The organism is Deltaproteobacteria bacterium, from assembly GCA_020845775.1.
Taxonomy (GTDB): Bacteria; Bdellovibrionota_C; UBA2361; order SZUA-149; family JADLFC01; genus JADLFC01.
This window is the reverse complement of record JADLFC010000158.1, coordinates 1-20526: the sequence shown is the minus strand read 5'-3', so window position 1 is coordinate 20526 and position 20526 is coordinate 1. Positions and strand designations below refer to the sequence as shown.

Sequence of the window (20526 nt, the reverse complement as noted above, 5' to 3'; positions counted from 1 at the left end):
TTGTGTGGATTCTATAGTAGATTGATAGGGAGTAGCGATGTCAGGGCATTCAAAATGGAGCACCATAAAACGCAAGAAAGGTGCGGCTGATCAGAAGCGCGGGAAGATTTTTACTCGTTGTATTCACGAAATAACTACGGCGGTGCGTGAGGGTGGTGGTGGGGATCCGAACTCAAACTCACGTTTGCGTTTGGCTATGGATAAAGCCAGGAGCGCGAACATGCCAAGTGAAAACATCGAGCGCGCAATTAAGCGAGCCACTGGCGAAATAAAAGGCGAAGAGCAGGCTGAGCTCACTTATGAGGGATATGGGCCAGGGGGAATAGCCATCATAGTGCAAGTGCTCACTAACAACAAAAATAGAACGGTTGGCGAGATAAGGCATGCCTTTAGTCGTGCCGGGGGAACTTTGGGAGAGAACGGCTGTGTGAATTGGATGTTTAGCAAGAAGGGGATTATTATCGCGCCTAAAGATGCAATCAACGAAGAAGTTTTAATGGAACTAGCACTGGATAACGGCGCAAGCGATGTGACCGACCAAGGTGAAGTTTGGGAAATAATTTGCGAGCCAGCTGATTTTTCTAGCCTAAAGACAGCAGTCGAGCAAAAAGTAAAACTAGAAGCGGCCGAAATTAGCATGACGCCGATGTCTTATGTGAAAGTGGAAGGCAAGGAACAAGAGTCGCTACTTAAACTCATCGATGCCCTCGACGACCTCGACGACGTAATAGAGGTATCGTCTAACGCCGATTTTTCCGAGTAGAAAATTATTGTTAATTAGGAACTAGACCATGATAGGCTTTTTGCGGGGCAATTTATTGAGCTTTAGCGAGGAAAATCTTCTAATCGATGTAGCGGGCGTTGGCTACGAGGTATGCGTGACTGCTTCGGTTATAAAAAAACTTGGATCCATAGGAGAAACAGTTGAGCTAGCCATTTATACGGACGTAAAGGAGACTTCTATTTCACTCTTTGGCTTTAACGAGCAAATGGAGAAAAAGGCATTTATGTTGCTTAAGAAAGTTAACGGCGTTGGACCACGCCTAGCATTTGCCGTTGTCTCGCATATGCGTCCAGCAGAACTATTTTCAGCCCTTGGCACTGGCGACCATCGAGCTTTGCAGCGAGTCCCAGGTGTAGGAAAAAAATTAGCAGAGCGTTTGGTGGTCGAACTAAAAGAGCAGGTAGGCGTTTTGGCAATAGAAGCTATGGATGTGCCTTTGTCTAAGCAAGTAGCCGTATCAAAAAACTCTCTGCGCGAAACCGAGCAAGCATTTTTGCAAAATAAATCTATGGACGCAGTCCTTGCCCTAGAGGCTTTGGGCTTTTCTTATGACCAGGCACGCAGCGCTGTGCAAAAAGCAGTACAAGATAATTCTGCGGCAAAACCAGAGTTAGTGGCAGATTCAGGAGAGCTGGTGCGCTTGTCGCTTGCGAATCTATGATTGTGTCGAAAAAATCCAAGGAGTATTGTTATGGACAGCACTGATAGACGAGTTGCTGAGGCGAGTGGGCAGGAAGATTTCGGTATGGCGGATTTAGGCGCTAGTTCTACTGACGGCGTGAGGGAAGAACTCTTTTCTCGTGCTAACAGTAGATTTGGCGATGTTGCCAGCAGCCGCGCCATAATCGACGCTTCCTTAGAACTGGGCATAGATGTAGATGGTTTTCAAAAGAGCCTTCGTCCAACAAGACTTGCTGAGTTTATAGGTCAGCAGCGCGTTTGCGATAACTTGTCGTTAGCTATCGCTGCCGCTAAGCGACGAAACGAACCGCTGGATCACGTTCTTTTTCACGGACCGCCGGGATTGGGAAAGACTTCCTTAGCTCATATAGTTGCTAAAGAAATGGGAGTGCAGTTTAAAGCTACTTCGGGTCCAGTTCTCGAAAGACCGGGCGATTTAGCGGCTATTTTGTCTAGCCTCGAAGGTGGCTCAGTGTTGTTCATCGATGAAATTCACCGCTTGAGCCGAGTTGTAGAAGAAATACTCTATCCCGCTATGGAAGACTTTCAGATCGACATCATTATAGGTCAGGGACCGGCGGCGCGTTCTGTAAAACTTTTCCTCAAACCCTTTACGCTCGTCGCCGCTACCACTAGAACCGGTTTGCTGACTTCTCCACTGCGAAACCGTTTTGGCATAGTAGAGCGAATGGAGTTCTATACGGCTGATGATTTGTCGGAGATTATTGGGCGATCTTCTGTACTTCTAGATACTAGGATTGAGACTGAGGGAATGCGCGAAATTGCTACCTGTGCTCGCGGAACTCCTCGAATCGCAAATCGCTTGCTAAAGCGAGTCAGGGATTTTGCACAGGAAAGGGCCGACTCACTAATTACCAAAGACGTCGCGCGACAAGCCATGAAATTGTTAGAAATTGACGAAAATGGCTTAGACCGCATGGACCGAGAGTTATTGCTTACTATTATAGACAAGTTTTCCGGTGGGCCTGTTGGACTCGACACTTTGGCCGCAGCGATCGGCGAAGAGAAAGATACTATTGAAGATGTGTACGAGCCATACCTATTGCAGCAAGGTTTTTTGATGCGCACGCCACGTGGCCGAGAAGCTACCGCTATGGCATACGAATATTTTAAGCGCATCAAGCAAAGTGGCGACGCAGAGAAAAAAGTCAATTTTCAACAATGCAGTTTTTGGTAGCGGTCTTCTTAGTTTTGTTAAGTGTTTAGCTCCTTTCGCACCTGGTCCTTTTTGCTTCGCTCTGCCTCGTTTGGTACGGTGCTGATGTTAAGCCTTTTTTCCCTGGCTTATCTAGTCCATTTCCAACTGCCCGAAGTAGTGGCTGAAGATACGTTTAGCAGTAACCTTGGGTTTTTCTTGCTCGTCAATTTCAATGTCATCGTGGTCCTGGTCCTTGGATTCATGGTGGTTAAAAACGTCTTTAAACTCCTTCTCGATAGAAGGCGAAAAATTCTCGGAAGCAGAATGCGTGCCCGCCTGGTGGCGGCATTTGTTGGACTATCTTTGGTTCCTACAGTCTTGTTGTTCCTGGTTGCTAAGGGAATTCTAGAAACTGTTCTACAGGGCTGGTTTTCACCCCAAATTGTTTCCTCTATGGACTCAGCAATCAACGTTGCGAGGCACCACTACGAGTGGCAAGAAGAGCAGCTGGGGAGAAATCTCGACTTTTTGACGGCGGAGGTAGAAAAGCTGCTCTCCGAAGTGGCAAACGGGAAAGGCGTACAACCTCTAAATGGCAACAAGGACTTGGGGGAGCGCGTTTGGCGATATTTGGCGGATAAGCAAAGGGAATATGGCCTTGCAGAAGTCTTGTTGGTAGACGCGAATGCGGAAGTCATTATTGGGGCACCAGCGCCTGGCGGTAAGGAGTTTAAGAAAATTATACCGCCTCCTAATGCAGAAACCCTGCGTGCGATTCCTCCTAAAAGTCTACGTTTTGCACCAGAACAGTCTATAGATGGCGAGTTTTTGCGAGGCTATGTGGCTATTGATCTTCCTCAAGGCAAGCTACTTTCGTTTTCTAATGGAGAACGGGCTCGGGTTGTGGAAAATAAGGGAAGGGTAAGCAGAGAAGCCACACCTTCTCGCTATTTCTTGGTGGCGACTATGAGTCTAGTTCCCGAGCTAAGTAGTGCTTTAGCCGGTGTCGTTAAGGCGTTTGATGACTACAAGGAGTTAAGTAACTATCGTCGCCCGTTAGCGTCTTCGTACGTGCTTACCCTAGTCATGGTGACCTTGATGATAGTTTTTGCGGCGATATGGGTGGGGTTTTATCTGGCGCGAGGCTTGTCGGGCCCCATACAGTTAGTCGCTGAAGGAACACAGCAAGTTGCGCAGGGGAATTTGGATTATCAGATTGCAGAGGTTGGTGACGATGAGCTAGGCGTATTGGTTCATTCCTTTAACACAATGACAGAGGATTTAAAGCGCACAACAGGTGAACTAATGTCGCGCAAGCGCTACATGGAAACGGTGTTGGCAAGTGTTGGCGTTGGAGTTGTCGCTCTAGATCGCAATTCGCTTGTTACGACCATAAATATAGCAGCAGGAGAGATGTTGGATTGCGACAGCAAAAAAGATGTTAGCGGTAAGAAACTAGCCGAATTGTTCCCTAACGAGCTAGCCGACAAAGTTGAGACGATGATTTCTGAGCTATCCGAATCTCCGGAAAAGGTTTTTACCACTAATTTATCAATTGTGCTCAGGGGCGTATCTCACAAAATTCAGATTACTGTAAACAAACTAGTAGACGATGCAGGAGAAATTCTTGGATCGGTAATATTGCTCGATGATCTAACGGAACTAGTGAATGCTCAACGAATGGCTGCTTGGCAAGAAGTAGCTCGGCGAATAGCGCATGAAATTAAAAATCCCCTTACGCCAATAAGCTTAAGTGCTGAACGCTTATTGCGTCGCTCGCGACGCAAGGACAAGGAAAGGGGCGAGGATGGCGTGCAAACTCAAGTTGTAGAGCAGAAGGTCGTTGAGGATTGCGCGGAAATTATCATTAGCCAGGTTGCCACACTTAGGACTTTGGTAGATGAGTTCTCGAGGTTTGCGCGCATGCCAAAAGTTGAACTCAAGCCCGTAGCTCTTGGGCAGTTAATAAATGAAATAGTCATCACTCAGCGACAGTGGCATCACAGGATAGATTTCGTGCTTGATATAGATCCACGGATTCCGCTAATCGACTTAGATCGCGTCCAGATTGGTCAGGTGCTAGTCAATCTCCTTGACAATGCCGTATCGGGCGTTTTTTTGCGGCTATTGGGTGCGGATGAGGATAAGGTAGTCAATGCAAATTTAGACCTCAGTTTAGATGATGCTGATTTTAAGGAGTTATGCCAAAAACGTGGCTTTTCCCCTCGAATTGGTGTAAAAGCGTATTATGATGAGGATTTGGGGCTAGTAACGATAGCGATTGAGGATAATGGTATCGGCGTTAGCGATGCGGATAAGCCCCGGATTTTTGAGCCGTATTTTTCGACAAAAAAACGGGGAACTGGTTTGGGTTTAGCAATAGTGAGTACTATTATTGCTGATCACGATGGGTTTATGCGCGTGCGAGATAACGATTATGGTGGAGCAACATTTAGTATCGAGTTGCCAGTAGTGCGCGGTGCTTTGAGGCAGAAGGCTTAAGGAAAACTGATCCTGGTTTAAGATGGGCTGAGGCAGGCAGTGAAGCAACATTATTATCATGGAGATCAAAACTATGGTATTTACATCTTCTGATGCAATAACGCTTTCCGATTTTATTAGAGCAGAGCAGAGAAAGCACGAGGGTGCGTCTGGACATTTTAGCGACATCCTGCTTTCCATAGCCCTGGGTACAAAAATAGTTGCACGCGTTATTAACGGTGCGGGTATTGCGAGTTTGCTCGGGCTAACCGGGGAGACAAATGTTCAGGGCGAGGCCGTCCAAAAGCTAGATGTTTATGCTGACAAAGTGTTTAGCAGCGTGCTCGGTCGGACGGGACAATTCATCTCCATGGTTTCTGAGGAGCGGGAGACGATCTTTAAGGCAGAGGATGGAGATTGGCGCTCGGACTACGTAATAGCTTTCGACCCGCTGGATGGGTCATCGAACATTGACGTAAATGTTTCTATAGGCACGATTTGGGGAATCTATAAGCGCGTTACAGACGGTAGCGACGTAAACCCTGAGGATGTATCGGATTTCCTGCAACCCGGATATTCGCAAGTTGCTGCTGGTTATACAATTTATGGCTCGAGTACGGCTTTTGTCTTTACTACTGGGGACGGCGTTCATGGCTTTACGTTAGACCCAAATATCGGCGAGTTTGTGTTGACCTCGCGCAATATGAGAATTCCCCCTCAGGGCTCTACTTACAGCTGCAATGAGGGCAATTATCACACTTGGTCGCCAGGCGTTAAGGCATACGTGGATTATGTCAAAAATCCCAAGGGAGAAAAGCCATATCGGGCAAGGTATGTGGGTTCTTTAGTCGCAGATTTTCACCGCACTTTGCTAAAAGGCGGTATATTTCTATATCCAGAGGATTTTAAGACAAAAAAAGGCAAGTTGCGACTTCTTTATGAATGCGCACCACTAGCGCTAATTGCGGAGCAAGCAGGGGGAAGGGCTTCAAATGGCAAGGAAGCGACGCTAAATCTCGTGCCGAGTTCCATTCACCAGCGCGTAGCGTTCTTTGTGGGGTCTACTGAAAATGTGGAACATTTGGAGGCGTATATTCGCGATCTTGGTTAATTCGCCTCGCGTAGGCAGCATTTTTAGGCGCGTGGGTAGTGAGTTGGCGCGCCGCAATTTAAAAATACCTCGATGATATATCTCGACGCAAACGCTAGCTCGAGGTTGCGCCCTCAGGCAGCTCAAGCGATCCGCGAATTAATTGGCGGCAATAAAGCCATCGGTAATCCATCGAGTGCCCATAGGCTAGGGCAAGAAGCGCGTTATCTTGTATCGAAGGCTAGAGGCGAGGTTCTAGGTTTTTTGGGGTTTAATGATTCGGCTCGCGTGAGGCTTGTTTTTTGTTCCGGTGGCACAGAGGCTGCGAACGCAATAATTTTTGGCGCCTGTCCCAAAAACTCTAAAGCAGGGCATATTGTGGCGACAGCCATAGAACATCAATCTGTAATAGAGCCTATAGAGTTTCTACGGAGTTTAGGTTGGGAGGCGTCGCTAGTTAGAACTACGCCTGCTGGTGCGGTGGACTGCGAAGAGTTAGTAAACGCTGTTACTGAGGCAACTACTTTTGTTGCTATAATGGCTGCGAACAATGTTACTGGTGCCTTACAACCAGTAGCGCAAGTTACAGAAGCTATTCGCCGCAAAGGATCGAAAGCTTTTATTTTTTCCGATTTAAGCCAGGCGGTTGGCAAGACTGAGATTTCCGTAAAACATCTATTCGATATGGGGTTAGATGCTGTTTCGATTTCTGGGCATAAAATTGGTGCTCCTTGTGGAGTTGGAGCTTTTGTCATACGCAACGAAGTTTTGGAAGCTGGCCATGACGGCAGACCGCGGCTTTTGCCGCTGCTCCTGGGTGGGCCGCAAGAATATAGATTAAGAGCTGGGACGGAAAACTGTTTAGGCATAGCTGCATTAGGAGCGGTTGCGAGGCATTTAGCTAAGACGTTGGGCGACGATTTGGCAAGGCTATCCAATCTGCGCGAGGCGTTCTTTCGGATGCTCGAAAAGGAGTGTTCAGGGTTGAGGCGCATAGTGCCAACTGCTTCGGAGGGTTTCTTGGGTTCGTTAAGCAATACTTTAGCGCTAGTGTTTAGTGGGGTTAGCGCAGAGGATTTGGTGGTGGCTTTGGATCTAGAGGGCGTATGTGTTTCAACCGGCTCGGCTTGCTCGTCGGGTAAGCAGGAGGTATCCCACGTCTATAGGGGTATGCAGATGAGTGAGGAGGATGCCAAAAGTGCTATCAGGATTAGTTTGGATTGGGATGCCGATCGGCAAGTTGTAGAAGATGCGGCGTTAAAGATTTCGAATGTGGTAAGTCGCATTAGATCACAAGTTGGCAATCAGTAGTTTTAATGTTGGATAATGTAAATAGAGTAGCTGTAGCCATGAGCGGCGGAGTCGATTCGTCGGCGGTCGCGTTGATTCTACGCGAGAGCGGTTGGGAGGTTGTTGGAGTTGCGATGCAGGTGTGGGACTATCGCAAGAGCGGCAATTGTCAGGCGTCTTGCTGCTCGCCGGATGATTTTCAGGATGCGCGAATGGTCGCTTCCCATGGAGGTTTCCCGTTTTACGTCCTCGATTTTGAGGATGTTTTCGAGAAGCAGGTTATTGAGCCATTTGTGGCGTCGTATATGAGAGGACTTACGCCTAATCCTTGTCTCGATTGCAATAAGCACATCAAATTTAAAGAACTTCATCGGCGGGCCGCATCTTTTGGCTGTCATAAAGTGGCAACAGGGCATTATGCCACGATAAGAAATGATAGCAATAACAATTGGGCGCTCTTTACGGCAGCGGATAAAAATAAGGATCAGAGCTATTTTCTGTATGCCATGACTCAGGCAGAGCTTTCGAGCACTCTTTTTCCGCTAGGCGCCATGCAAAAGGCGGAGGTGAGAGATTACCTAGCTAGACGAGGACTCAGCATGGCGGAAAAACCTGAAAGTCAGGATATTTGTTTCGTCAGTAATAGCGTCCCGTATTTTTTAGAGGCTCGTTTCCCAAACAAAATTGTGGGCGGAAAAATTGTTAGGAGCGATGGAATGGTATTAGGTAAACATTCTGGCATCCATCGCTATACGGTAGGGCAAAGGAAGGGCCTTGGCGTGAGTGCGACAAGTCCACTTTACGTTATCGGCCTAGATGCTGCTAATAATGAGGTCATCGTCGGGGAGAAGGCGGAACTAGAACGAGAAGGGTTTTTGGTGCGAGATGTGAATTGGATATGTGGATCGCCGCCGCAGGGAGATATTGATGCTCTAGTCAAGATGCGGTATCGCCATGAGGGAGTTCGGTGCAGAGTGAGGCCAGTTAAGGATTGTGGCGATAATGTGTTTAAGGCTGAGGTAAATTTTTTGAATCAGTGGGCAACGGTTACTCCTGGTCAGGCAGCGGTGTTTTATAGCCTAGAGTCCAGTTACGGCGATTTGGTACAGGTTCTTGGCGGTGGTATTATCGATAGATAGGTGTGAGTGAAGATAAAGTGAGAGCGATGACGTTTCCAAGGGAAGGCGATTGTAGCGGAGAGTTAAGTGAGAAAAGGCGATTGCGAGTTGCCTTCCATACTCTTGGTTGTCGCAGCAATTATGCAGATACGGTGGATATTCAATCTGCTGTGTCGGCCAGGGAAGCTGTTGCCTGTGATTTTGACGGTATGGCTGATGTCTATGTGTTAAATACCTGCACGGTAACTGATGATGCAGATCGAAGTGCTTATAAACTAATCAGAAGAGTCCGCGATAAACATCCAGAAGCGAGAGTAATCGTTACTGGATGTTTAGCTGAGGTTTCGGCGACTGAGCTTTGCAAGCCTGGTTTAGCAGATGTGGTTATTGGTACGGGACGGGCTAGCGAGGTAGTGGCGGCAATATTTGCTGAGGTCAAAGCGGTTAAAGAGCCAATGAGTCTGCCGGTTGCTTTGGAAGGTCCTGGTAGTGCGGTTGGTGAAAACCGTATGCGGGCTCGCTATAGCTTGCGGATTCAGGACGGATGCGACAATCACTGCACCTTTTGCGTAATTCCTCAGACAAGGGGCAAGAGCTGGTCGTGGCCGATAGAAAAAGTCATGGGCGACATAAAGCGGCTCTGGCGGGCTGGATATAGAGAAGTGGTGTTAAGCGGCACCAACCTAGGTAGCTACGGTAGGGAGCGGAACGAGAGTTTTATCGAGTTGCTCGCCGCTTTGTCGAAGGAAAAGGAAATTCCGCGCATTCGCCTAAGTTCTCTCGATCCCGAGGATGTGGGAGACGAGTTTCTGGGGCTAATTGCCGACAAATGCGACGTTTTTTGCAATCATCTGCATATCTGTGTACAGTCGTTTTCAGATAGGGTTCTTAAGCTAATGAATCGTCGCCATCGGGTAGCCGATGTGGTTAAAATGATTAGCTATATTGCGGCAAAGATGCCAAAATGCTGCGTTGGGATAGATTGCATAGTTGGTTTCCCTGGGGAAAGCGAGCAGTGTTTTTCCGAGGGGCTTGCCATACTTGAGTCCTTACCCCTAGCATATCTCCATGTCTTTCCTTACTCGGAAAGGCAGAACACAGCTGCCGCCAAGTTGCAAGGCCGAGTTGATAATGATGAGCGCAGGCGACGTGCCGCCCTTCTTAGGGCGCTATCGCGTAGGCGATTAAGGGAGTTTAATCGTTCCCTTGTTGGGCGCGAAGTTGAAATTATTGTCGAGAGTTCTCGTGCTGGGTATATTTGCGGAACTACGAGGGAGTACGCCACGGCGCATTTAAAGACTCAGTCGGGAATTCGAAATATAGAACTATCAGTAGGAGCCGTAGCTAAGTTGCGGGCTATCGATTGCGATGAAAATGAGGATGTGTTGATATGCGAACTGTAAAGCCAGGCAAGCTCGCCGATACTTTTTCTGGTCAAAAGGTCGATGCTAAGGAGGGTAGAGGTGCCGAAACTTTAGGAAAAGAGCGCAAGTGGAAGGAATGGAATGACTTTAGTCCGTCTAAGAAGCGAAAAACCAAGAGCGTTTACCAGAAGGATGGAGCGGGTAGGTTCGTAAAGGAAGCAGTAAGCTCTGCGGAAGAGCAATCTGAAACACTAGGGACTAGAGAAGAGCTCTCGAGGAAAGTTCCCGAAGGCTCTATCACGCCGGTGCGGGCGCTTTTACCGCGCAATGATTACGAGGTTTTGAGCGGTAAACTCGGTTATGAGTTTAAGGATGGCGCGTTGCTTGAGCAGGCGCTTACTCATAGGTCAGTATTGGGCTTTCGCGAGAGCCTGAATTATGAGCGCTTGGAGTTTTTGGGCGATGCGGTGCTGGATTTAGCCGTTGCGGATATGTTGTGCAGTCATCATCCCGAGGCAAGAGAAGGCGAGTTGTCTAAGATGCGCGCTGCCTTGGTAAACACGTATGCGCTTGCTGAAATAGCAAAGGAACTAGGCATAGGAGCTTTTGTTAAGCTCGGGAAAGGCGAGCTTTCTAGTGGTGGTGCGGAACGGCCCTCTATATTGGCGGATGTAATGGAGGCCATCATAGGTGCCATTTATAAGGATAGCTCTTTCCAAACAGCATTAGGCGTTCTTCGGGGCATTTTTGGTGAGGCGTTGTCGGTAGTTACGCCTAGCGATCCCAAAACTGAGCTTCAGGAGGCGCTACACATTGCTGGCAGCGAGCCGCCTAGTTATTTAGTCGAGCACGTAGAGGGGCCAGAACATGCGCCGACGTTCGTGGTCGTCGTGTTAGTGGATGGAGAAGTTGCTGGCCGAGGGCGCGGTGCTACGAAGAAAGCCGCACAGCAAGCTGCCGCGGCTGAGACATTAGCAAAGCTTAAGCCAGAGATTCCACCGATTGAGTTGAAGGCAGGGCAGATGTTTTTTCTTGAATCGGCGCTCATTGGTTTACAATTGCCTGCGAGTAGTAGCGAATATTAGTGCTTAGGTTATGGATAGCTCAAATTTTGTAGCAGTTGGTGGTGAAGAGGCGGTGTCATTAGGCGCCGTGGGCTTCGTTGCGATCATGGGGCAAGTAAATGTTGGAAAATCGACGCTGTTAAATGCCATTTTGGGCGAGAAGATTGCCATTGTAACCCCTAAGTCGCATACAACTAGAAACCGCATTTTGGGCATTAAGACGAGCAAAGATTCGCAGGTGATTTTCGTCGATACGCCGGGCTTTGTAAGTCGAGGAAGGCGCAGTGCCTTAACGGCGATGTTGGAAAGGGAGACCCAGAGCGCCAGCGCGGAGGTAGACGTTGCGATGTTGGTCGTCGATGGGCCGAAGGCGATTAGGGATTCTCAATATGCGTCGCAGGTGTTTGGTCTTTGGCGCAGTAAACATTTACGGTTTCCAGATATCATTTGCATTAATAAGGTTGACTTGATTGATAAGAGATTGCTCTTGCCAGTTATTGCCGCACTTAATGCCGAGTTCGGCGAGCACGGCATTAAGGTGGATATAGTTCCGATCTCGGCGAAAACGGGAGATGGATTAGAAGTTTTGGAAACTGCAATTCTCGCTAGATTAGCGCCGGGCCCGAAATTGTTTCCCGATGATGTGGTAACCGATCAGACGGAACGCGGATTGGTGTCGGAGATAATTCGCGAGAAGCTTTTTATGTATTTGTCGCAAGAGTTGCCGTATAGTTTGGCGGTAGAGGTGGAGAGTTGGGAGGAGAAGGGCGAGTTGCTAAATATTGGGGTAGTTATATATGTGGAGCGCGAGTCGCAAAAGGGCATAGTCATTGGCGCTAAGGGAGCTATGCTAAAGAAAGTTGGAGTAGCCGCTCGGCGCGAGTTAGAGGCGTTTTTCGGCGTGCAAGTTAATTTGAGGCTCTTCGTGCGAGTGCAAGCAGATTGGACTAGCTCGGGCGAAGGTATGGCGCGCGTTGGCATTCGGAGTAATAAGTAAGAAGATGGCTCTTAAGACACCAATTGTTGCAATTGTGGGGCGCCCCAATGTGGGAAAGTCAACGCTATTTAATAGCATTGTAAACAGGCAAAAGGCGATAGTGGAGGATATTGCTGGGGTTACGCGGGATCGAAATTACGAACTAGTCGAGCGCTTTAGTTTTCCTTTTGTAGTCGTAGATACCGGTGGCTTCGTAAGTGAATCAGAGGATGAGCTAACTAATCTAGTTAGTATGCAAACGACACTTGCTATTAGGGAAGCTGATGCAATTATAGCGTTGTTCGATGGAAATGCAGGTTTGTGTCCACAAGATAGAGACATCGTTGAGTTGCTAAGAAGGCAGCAGACCCCAGTCTATTATGCCGTGAATAAATGCGATGGAAAGGAGCATGTGAGTAAGGTGTCAGAGTTTTACGCCTTGGGTCTTTCGGAACTTAGGGATATTAGCGCCCTAGGTGGTCATGGCGTTCCCTCGCTAGTGGAGGAGATCCTAGAAGAGCTGCCGGAGGCGGAAGCTCTTAAAGCCAAGTGGCACTCGGTGATTGAGCAAAAGAAGGAGGCTGAGGCTCACGCAAGAGCGATAATTAGGGCAGAAAGGGAGCGCTCTGCTTTTGAACTGGAGGAATTTGAATCTGAATCACAAGGGGAGAGAGAGCTCGATGTCTCGCAGCGGCTCGTTTCTAATGGTGAGTGCTCATCAACTGAGCCAGATTTCGCGCCTGTCTTTGTTCCCGACGATAGCGATACTGAGGATACCGAATGGCAGCAATATCAGTCGGCGTATAAGCTGCGCAGTTTGAGAGACAACGCCGCGCGCGATACCGATGGCGGCACAGCGGAGGTAGATGAGAGTATTGACGAGGAGTGCGAGGGTGATGACGATACCACGGATGAGCAGGTTGCTAGAATTGAGCGCATTAGGGTTTCGATTATCGGGCGACCTAACGTCGGTAAGTCTACGCTGGTTAATAGGATTCTTGGTGAGGAACGAGCAATTGTGTCTAGCGTGGCGGGAACGACGAGAGACTCCGTGGATTTGGAGTTGCGCCGTGATGGGCAGGACTATTTGCTTGTCGATACGGCAGGGCTTAGAAAGCAGGCGCGCATCGAGGATCGCGTTGAGCATTTTTGCAGCATGCGCTCGCTTAGGGCGCTAGCTGATTGCGACGTTGCGGTATTGGTAATAGATGCGTCGGCCGGTATCGGCGCTCAAGATGCAAAAATTGCTGGCATGGCGCACGAACAGGGCAGGGGATTGGTGGTTGCAGTAAACAAATGGGATCTAGTGGAAAAGGACCATCGAAGTGTTAAGGAATACACCTCAAAGATAAAGGAAGCCTTAAAATTCGCTCCCTATGCTCCTATAATATTCATTTCGGCATTGTCAGGTCGAAGATGTTTAAAAGTACTCGAGGGCGCGAGGGAGGTTGCGTACGAGAGGGCTAGGCGCATATCTACTGGCAGGCTGAATCGAATCCTTAGGCGGGCTGTAAAGCATTTCCCCTTACCAGTTTATCGAGGAAGGCCACTAAAGCTGTTTTATGGGCAGCAAATAGCAGTGGAGCCGCCACGTTTTGTACTGTTTTTTAATCATCCTCGCGGAGTGCATTTTTCCTACTTGCGTTATCTAAAGAATGAACTGCGGAGTGCATGTGGTTTTGAGAATTGCGAAATAAAAATCGCTACTCAGAAACGTTAATCGCTAAGGCGATTCTGCGGACAGAGGGCCTGAGCCTCTTCTAGACGAGCTACTTCTTATGGGTAAATTTGGAGTCTTGCCACAAAAAGAGTCTAGGTTATTAGCTAGAATGCGCGGCCTAAATATTTGCGAGGAGGATTTACTAGAGAAATTTATTAAAGGATCTGGTTCGGGAGGGCAAAAGATTAATAAGACCTCCTCTTGTGTTTACCTCCTCCACGTTCCAAGCGGCATTGAGATAAAATGCCAAAAGACTCGCTCGCAGTCTCTAAATCGCTACTATGCAAGGGAGATTTTGTGCGAGACGCTTGAGCAGCGAGTACTAGGGGAGAAAAGTGCGCGGGAACAGGAGCGCGAGAAAATTCGGCGCCAAAAGCGGCGCCGTTCTCGACGTCAGAAAGAGCGCATCCTCGCGAATAAGCGAGAACAATCCCAGCTTAAAGTTAGGCGCCGGCGCGTCGACATAGATGAGTCGTAGTGTCGCCAAATGCGAACCGACACGCACTTAAAGACGTGAAATTGCTATTGCTCGTTTCTCAAGTCTCGATTCTCTTGTAAGTCTCCATCTGCGCTAGGGAGCAGGCTCTGCTCGAGTAATTCTACTCTTTTGGTTAGGGCATTAAGTTTGTCTTCTAGTTCGTCTATGCGAGAATTGGCGGAAGTTTTAGCGTCGTCGTCCGCGGCTACAGATGCGCTGTCCTCCGCATAGGTGGTAGTATGGGCTCTTAGAGCTTCCTCGTCGATTTCGCTTAATAGCTGAATATATCGACATTCCTTTTGGCCGGGCTGACGGTCTAGCACCTGGACGAGGGGTGTTTTGTGATTGATGAGGCGGAGAAGAGTATCCTCGACCGCTTCTACGGACGGGAAATCCCACATCCTCTGTGAGCGCATTCTTAGCTCTCCCGGCGTTTGCGCCCCTCGTAGCATGAGCAAGCCTAGCAAAATTACTTCCTTCTTGTCGATTAGCAACTTCGATTCGGTGGTGTGTTCATATTTTGTTGCGCGAGCCGTGGAAAAGATAGACTGTTTGACGTACCCCTTTTTTTCTAGCGTTTGGAGAGCCCTGTTAACCGTTAGCTCGCTATAATCAACGACTGGGTGTCGACTCGTTTTTTGATTGCACGCCACTCTAACGCTGTTAAGCGTTAGAGGATATTGGTCAGGAGTAATGATCTTTTTTTCAATTAATACGCCAAGTGCCCTAGTTTCAGGAAGAGTGAGAGTTTCCAATTTTTTATCCGCATTTAAAAAAAGTTAATGTTCTGGTCGGAAAGCGCTAGTTTCCGTTCTGCCTTAAAGCCGAGGTGATGATATCAGATAATTGCTGCCCTGTGCAGGGCTTTGTTAGAACGCCAAAGATAAAATCGTGGTTTAGTATTTCCTTTTCAGCGCCATTTGAAAGAAATCCACTTATGATTACGCAGCTAGTAGATGGCGAAAGTTCTTTTACTCGTCTTAGAAAATCGATTCCATTTGCGCCCACTAAAGCCATGTCGGAGATAGCGACTTGAAAATGCCGACCCGATTCAATGAGGGCAAGGCCGGAACTGGCATCTTCAACAATTTCTATGTCGAATTGCCCCGTCGTCCGTAAGAAACGCTTGATGACCGTTAGGGTGATTACATCATCGTCTACTATGAGTATTTTGGGCTTGTTTGTTAACTTGCTAGTCATAGGTGTAATCTAAAAATAATTAGCCTGCCGTAATATGGGTTTGATCTTTACCAGAGATAGCCGGTCGAAGGACGGATATGGGCTCCTTTACCCCTACGAGAGTTGCGTAGTTAATTAGCCGCTCCATCAGGACGTCGTTAATCGAACTTCCAGCAGGAATAACAATGGAGTTATCTACCGCTCTTATATCTAACACCGTAATGTATCCTACGCGCACCTCTTCGAGCGAAATTACTAGGATTTGATCGTCGTTTGCCACGTTCTCTGCTTTCTTGCCAAAAAGTGTTGCTGCGGCAAAAAGGATTTCAGGGTCGTATTGAGCTGAATTTTTTTCCAATTGCTCGATAGCAGCGTGTCCTAATGCCCCTTCCTTTTTGTGTTTCACTATATCCTTAGCCACTTTTATTAGCCGCGCTTCAAAGGGGATGGTAGAGCCGCTAATAGAGTCTGTGGGAAATCCACTGCCGTCGAACCCCTTGTCTTGCAGGTATACATATTCTGCTATGCAGTCGAACGAGGGAATGCGTTTGAGAAGCTCACTGCCTAGTCTTGGATGTGTTGTTAATACTGTTTCATCGTCTTTGGTTAACGCCTCTGCGCTGGATATTTTGTGGCGAAGAGATGATGGAAGTGCCAGCATGCCAACCTCTAGGAGATCGCAGGCTATCTGGATTTCGGATAAATCGTTTTTGCCGGGCAAGATGTGTTCCATAAGTTGGAGAGTTATCTTTTTGACCGCACTAAGGCGATCGCCGCTAAAGGGATTTAGGTGCATTAAGAGTTGGCCCAGTAATTCGACAATGCCATTATGGGTCGCTCTGAGTACGTCTCCCGTTTTTAGATTCTTATTGTATTGAATCACTCCCTTACGAATAGTTTCAAACAAAGTCTCTGCCGAGCAGGGTTTGGTGAGAAACTGAAATATGCCACCTTCGTTAAGGGCGCGCACAGCGAGTTTTTGCGAAGGGTCTCCTGTAAGCATTATGCGAACTGTGCCCGGCGAGAGTTCCTTAAGCTTGTCCAGGAATTCAAATCCGTCGATACCAGGCATAGCCGCATCTGCGATTACGACTGAAAAAGCTTCCTCTTGAATAACCTTTCGCAGACCCTGCTCGCCGCTTAAGGCAGTGACAACCTCAAAAGTATCTTTGAGCTCGCGCTTATATGCACTGAGAATATTCGGTGCATCGTCGACAATGAGTACTCGCGATTTCATTTCGTGGTGATGAGTTTCCTAAAAGTTCGAAAATCATTAGCAATAATAGGGAGTTGCTTTCCCCTCGCCGGCCCCTCCTCCGTGCGTAGTGAGTTATAGAGTCGGCGAAATCGCCATTTCACTTAAGTTTTAAGGGCGTTTTTGCTGAGTTTTCAGACATGCCTAGGTAAATATCACAGTAAACGTAGCATAACTAAGACGGAAATATGATTACTCTTGTAGAAAGTTGCATCCTTTTAGCGCTTTCATACATAACAAGGAATTCAGTTTATTTTTTTTGGTTGAACTGCAATGCGTAAAACACAGGTATTTACTAGGCAAATTAGCATGGCCTTAGTGGCGATTGTGGGGTTTTGTGTGCCGAATCTCGCATTGGCTGGCGACAATTTTCGAGCGAGGGTGACTCTAAAACTCTGCCCAGAATATCAGTTGGGCGGCGTTGGAGTTGAGGTCGATTATCAAACTCCCTATCATGCTAGCGTGCAGCAGGCCACAGTTGTTTCTTGGATGGTAAACGCGGCAAGTAATACTGGGACGTTCGACATTTTGCTTCCCGATTACTACGGCACTACGCCAATTGATGTGACGGCTAGATGTATAAATCGGTTTGGGTATGGAGAACATTCTGCGGCTGTTCAAATTTCCAATTGCGATGCTTTAAAATTAGTAGATGCAGATGGCGATGGCTTGGCTAATAACCTGGAAGATTTAAATTGCGATAATTTCTATAGTCCTGGCGATGTAAGTAATCCTGACAACCTAGATACCGATGGAGATGGAGTTAGGGATTTGACCGAGGTTTTTGCAGGAACGGATCCCAGTAACCCGGGCAGTAGCCCCAGGCCGTTTATTCTAAAGGGAGGGCCTTTTGATCCGGATGGGGACGACATTGCGAACGCCGTTGTATGGCGACCATCTAGCGGTGTTTGGTATATTCGGGATTTCGTTACTGAGGGAAGTAATCTCGAAGTGCAATACGGCATGGCGGGCGATGTGCCTTTCTTGTATCAACCCTGGGAGGGCGCGCTTTCAGATTTAGGGTTGGTGCGTTTGGGCGAGGGCAATGACTATGTTTGGTTATTTCGTGGCCCAGGGTATCAGTCCTCTATGGGAGCGTTATCGGCAATAAATTTCGGCATTTTTGGCGATAACCTAATTCCTGGTCCCTGGGAGGCTCCGGGCGTAACGACTCCTGCGGTTGCCAGGTTATTTAATGGCATGTGGACGTTTTATATATTTCTTTCCGACGGTTCAGTGAGAACATCCGTTTGGGGAGGAAATGGCGATGTGCTAAGACCTGCCGATTACGATGGAGATGGGTTGTATGACATAGCAGTTTTTCGCCCGTCGGAGCATAAGACTTTTATCGTTAATTCGTCGGACGGCGGCGTTAGGATTATTGATTTCTCTACTGGAACGTCTGAACATACGTTTAGAGGGGATGTAACTGGAGATGGGCGCGAAGATGTCGTGTTTTGGGAGCCTATTAATGGAATGTTTTCGTCTTTAAAGAGCGAGGATGATTTTGATTTTGCGACTGCATTTGATTTTCAGTTAGGTCTGTACAATGTTCATCTTCCTCTTAGTTATATCAGGCGCGATGGCATGGATTACTTTAGCGTAATAGATCATGCTAGTGGATTGCGTTATACGCGAACCGATAACGCGCCCGATGGATTACTTAAATGGGTTCAATGGGGATTGCCGGGCGATTCTCAGGGATAGCCGTAGTCGTTGTGTTGTTCGTAGGATTCTGTGCTACGGGGCGCTTATTGCAATTCGTCGCTCTGTCGTAGTTCTGTTTTCTGTGGCACTTAATTCATTACTCAACATAGTTTTTACGCAGTTGATAATACCTGCTGTGTCGTAGCCACAAAGTTTATACAATTCCGCTTGTGTGCCGTGTTCGATAAAAGAGTCTTCTATTCCAAGTCTAACGACATTTCTCTTTTTGCTTAAGCCAGTATCGGACATCAGCTCTACAACCGCACTTCCAAAACCGCCCTGTATGGCGTTATCCTCGACGGTAACAATTAGAGAGTGCCTATCTATGAAGTTGCACAACAAATCTTGATCTAGGGGTTTTATAAACCTAGCATTAATCACGCTGCACTTTATGCCGTATTGTGAGTGGAGTGTCTCTGCTGCGCGAATGCACGGATAAACAGTTTGGCCAATGCCTATAAGCAAAGTTCCCCCGGAGACAGCCCCTTCGCTGTGCAGTAGTTCAGCGCGGCCGATGGGGATTTCTTGCATAGGACGCGATAGGTCTAAATCGAGGGCATATCCTCGAGGATATCTTAAGGCCGTCGGCCCGTCTTGGCGCCGATATGCAGTATATAACATGTCGCGTAGTTCTACTTCATCTTTAGGCGCCATCAGCACTAAGTTGGGTATGCACCTTAAAAAACTGAGATCGAAAGCACCGTGATGCGTAGCGCCGTCTGCGCCGACTAGGCCACCGCGATCGATGGCAAAAACGACAGGGAGTGACTGTAGACAAACGTCGTGAATAAGTTGATCGTACGCTCGTTGAAGGAAAGAGGAATAAATAGCACATATCGGTTTCATGCCCTCGCATGCTAAACCTGCACAAAACGTCACTGCATGTTGCTCCGCGATGCCTACGTCGAAAAAGCGATCTGGAATAGTTTTTGCCAACAAGTCTAAACCGGTTCCGTCCGGCATTGCAGCGGTAACGCCGACTACGCGCGAATCTGCTTGAGCTATTTCGACTAATGCCTGGCCAAATATTTCTGTGTAGGTGGGAGGTACCTTAGTAGGTGAGTTTTTTATGGTTCCGCCATTTACGTCAAAAGGGCCGACACCATGAAATTTTACAGGGTCGTTTTCGGCGGGCTCGTAACCTTTCCCCTTTACCGTAAGTGCGTGGATTAGAACCGGGCCATCTTGTTCGATTGCTCGCTTAAGTGCATCCAATGCAGCCTCGAGATTATTGCCATCGATTGGCCCAAGATAGCGATAGCCGAATGACTCAAAAAGCATAGAAGGTGCTGAGAAAAAGCCTTGTGCTGCTTCTTCCGCGCGATCGAGCGCTGTGTAGAATATTTGCGGAATTAAACCTTTGTCTACAAGGCTTTTAAAATGTCTGCGCGCAGTAGTGGAGAATTTGCTCGTAAGGGTTTTTGAGAATGCCAGGCTCAGTGCGCCAACATTTGGGGCTATGGACATTTCGTTGTCGTTTAAGATGACTATCAACTTTCGATTTAGTTGGCCCGAATGATTGAGAGCTTCAAAAGCCATACCAGCAGTCATAGCACCGTCGCCAATGATTGCGACAACTCGTCGCGCCTTGTGGCCGGGGTAAACGCGTGAACTTGCTTCTAACATCCCCGTAGCGGCTGAAATACTCGTTCCAGCATGACCTACGCCAAAAGCATCGTAATGGCTTTCGTTTCTGCGCGGGAAACCCGAAATTCCACCGAGCTGTCTTACCGAGGACATCTGCTCTCTACGGCCTGTAAGCATTTTGTGCACATAGGCTTGATGCCCAACGTCCCAAATAACCCTATCCTCTGGGGTATTGAAAATGGCGTGAATGGCGACAGTTAGTTCGACTACACCGAGACTAGACGCAAAGTGGCCGCCGGTTTGGCTTACAGAACTAATTAGCTCGTAACGCAGTTCGCTAACAAGATCATGTAGCTCTCTATTGCTTAGGCTGTGCAAATTGCTAGTTTGGTTTATCCTATCTAATATCGGAGTTTTTGAACTCATGAACTTTTCGGTATAGTGGCTTTTTTAGTATTAATTTAACGCTATACCGTTTCCAAAAAGTAAGTTAAATATTTTACTTTTTGGAAACGGTATTTGTTGTTTATTGGCAAGTGCTTACGCACTTGCTGTTTATAGCATTTACAAAAATCCTTTTTGTAAATGCTATA

17 protein-coding genes are annotated in these 20526 nt (G+C 47.7%); 13 read left to right on the top strand and 4 right to left on the bottom strand.

Annotated features, from left to right (window positions below; all coding sequences use genetic code 11):
- Positions 1-37: 37 nt before the first annotated feature.
- The 12 genes from IT291_10365 (at position 38) to IT291_10310 (ending at position 14205) form a co-directional block, all read left to right on the top strand.
- Complete coding sequence (locus tag IT291_10365; protein ID MCC6221630.1) at positions 38-763, top strand: YebC/PmpR family DNA-binding transcriptional regulator; 726 nt, start codon at positions 38-40, stop codon at positions 761-763.
- Positions 764-791: 28 nt separating this feature from the next.
- Positions 792-1445 (top strand): Holliday junction branch migration protein RuvA, encoded by a 654-nt coding sequence (gene ruvA / locus IT291_10360; protein ID MCC6221629.1) that lies wholly within the window; start codon positions 792-794, stop codon positions 1443-1445.
- Between the two features lie 84 nt (positions 1446-1529).
- Positions 1530-2663: a Holliday junction branch migration DNA helicase RuvB gene (gene ruvB, locus IT291_10355; protein ID MCC6221628.1), complete on the top strand. Its 1134-nt coding sequence runs from the start codon at positions 1530-1532 to the stop codon at positions 2661-2663.
- Between the two features lie 21 nt (positions 2664-2684).
- On the top strand, positions 2685-5126 hold the full coding sequence (locus IT291_10350) for a HAMP domain-containing protein (GenBank protein ID MCC6221627.1): 2442 nt from the start codon (positions 2685-2687) through the stop codon (positions 5124-5126).
- A gap of 73 nt (positions 5127-5199) precedes the next feature.
- Positions 5200-6216: a class 1 fructose-bisphosphatase gene (gene fbp / locus IT291_10345; protein ID MCC6221626.1), complete on the top strand. Its 1017-nt coding sequence runs from the start codon at positions 5200-5202 to the stop codon at positions 6214-6216.
- Positions 6217-6288: 72 nt separating this feature from the next.
- Complete coding sequence (locus IT291_10340; protein ID MCC6221625.1) at positions 6289-7506, top strand: aminotransferase class V-fold PLP-dependent enzyme; 1218 nt, start codon at positions 6289-6291, stop codon at positions 7504-7506.
- A 5-nt stretch (positions 7507-7511) separates the two neighbouring features.
- Positions 7512-8624 (top strand): tRNA 2-thiouridine(34) synthase MnmA, encoded by a 1113-nt coding sequence (gene mnmA, locus IT291_10335; protein MCC6221624.1) that lies wholly within the window; start codon positions 7512-7514, stop codon positions 8622-8624.
- A 2-nt stretch (positions 8625-8626) separates the two neighbouring features.
- Positions 8627-10006, top strand: coding sequence for a tRNA (N(6)-L-threonylcarbamoyladenosine(37)-C(2))-methylthiotransferase MtaB (gene mtaB / locus IT291_10330; protein MCC6221623.1), 1380 nt, complete (start codon positions 8627-8629; stop codon positions 10004-10006).
- The gene (rnc, locus tag IT291_10325) at positions 9994-11052 is read left to right on the top strand and encodes a ribonuclease III (GenBank protein ID MCC6221622.1); all 1059 of its coding nucleotides are present in this window, start codon (positions 9994-9996) and stop codon (positions 11050-11052) included. The genes mtaB and rnc overlap by 13 nt, the downstream gene beginning before the upstream one ends.
- Positions 11053-11062: 10 nt before the next feature.
- Positions 11063-12028, top strand: coding sequence for a GTPase Era (era, locus tag IT291_10320; GenBank protein ID MCC6221621.1), 966 nt, complete (start codon positions 11063-11065; stop codon positions 12026-12028).
- Positions 12029-12032: 4 nt separating this feature from the next.
- A complete protein-coding gene (gene der / locus IT291_10315; GenBank protein ID MCC6221620.1) occupies positions 12033-13727 on the top strand; it encodes a ribosome biogenesis GTPase Der in 1695 nt (564 codons plus the stop codon).
- 58 nt (positions 13728-13785) lie between these two features.
- A complete protein-coding gene (locus IT291_10310; GenBank protein MCC6221619.1) occupies positions 13786-14205 on the top strand; it encodes a peptide chain release factor-like protein in 420 nt (139 codons plus the stop codon).
- Positions 14206-14249: 44 nt separating this feature from the next.
- Here the strand turns inward: IT291_10310 and IT291_10305 are convergent, their stop codons facing one another.
- The 3 genes from IT291_10305 to IT291_10295 are packed head-to-tail and all read right to left on the bottom strand — an operon-like array spanning position 14250 to position 16621.
- Complete coding sequence (locus IT291_10305) at positions 14250-14960, bottom strand: YceH family protein (protein MCC6221618.1); 711 nt, start codon at positions 14958-14960, stop codon at positions 14250-14252.
- Between the two features lie 46 nt (positions 14961-15006).
- Positions 15007-15405, bottom strand: a complete 399-nt coding sequence (locus tag IT291_10300) for a response regulator (protein MCC6221617.1) — start codon at positions 15403-15405, stop codon at positions 15007-15009.
- A 19-nt stretch (positions 15406-15424) separates the two neighbouring features.
- Positions 15425-16621: a response regulator gene (locus IT291_10295; GenBank protein MCC6221616.1), complete on the bottom strand. Its 1197-nt coding sequence runs from the start codon at positions 16619-16621 to the stop codon at positions 15425-15427.
- A 291-nt stretch (positions 16622-16912) separates the two neighbouring features.
- Here IT291_10295 and IT291_10290 point away from each other — a divergent pair, with 291 nt between their 5' ends.
- The gene (locus IT291_10290; protein MCC6221615.1) at positions 16913-18346 is read left to right on the top strand and encodes a hypothetical protein; all 1434 of its coding nucleotides are present in this window, start codon (positions 16913-16915) and stop codon (positions 18344-18346) included.
- Positions 18347-18379: 33 nt separating this feature from the next.
- On the opposite strand, the gene IT291_10285 is transcribed toward IT291_10290, so the two are convergent.
- Positions 18380-20359, bottom strand: a complete 1980-nt coding sequence (locus IT291_10285) for a 1-deoxy-D-xylulose-5-phosphate synthase (GenBank protein ID MCC6221614.1) — start codon at positions 20357-20359, stop codon at positions 18380-18382.
- Between the last annotated feature and the right edge of the window lie 167 nt (positions 20360-20526).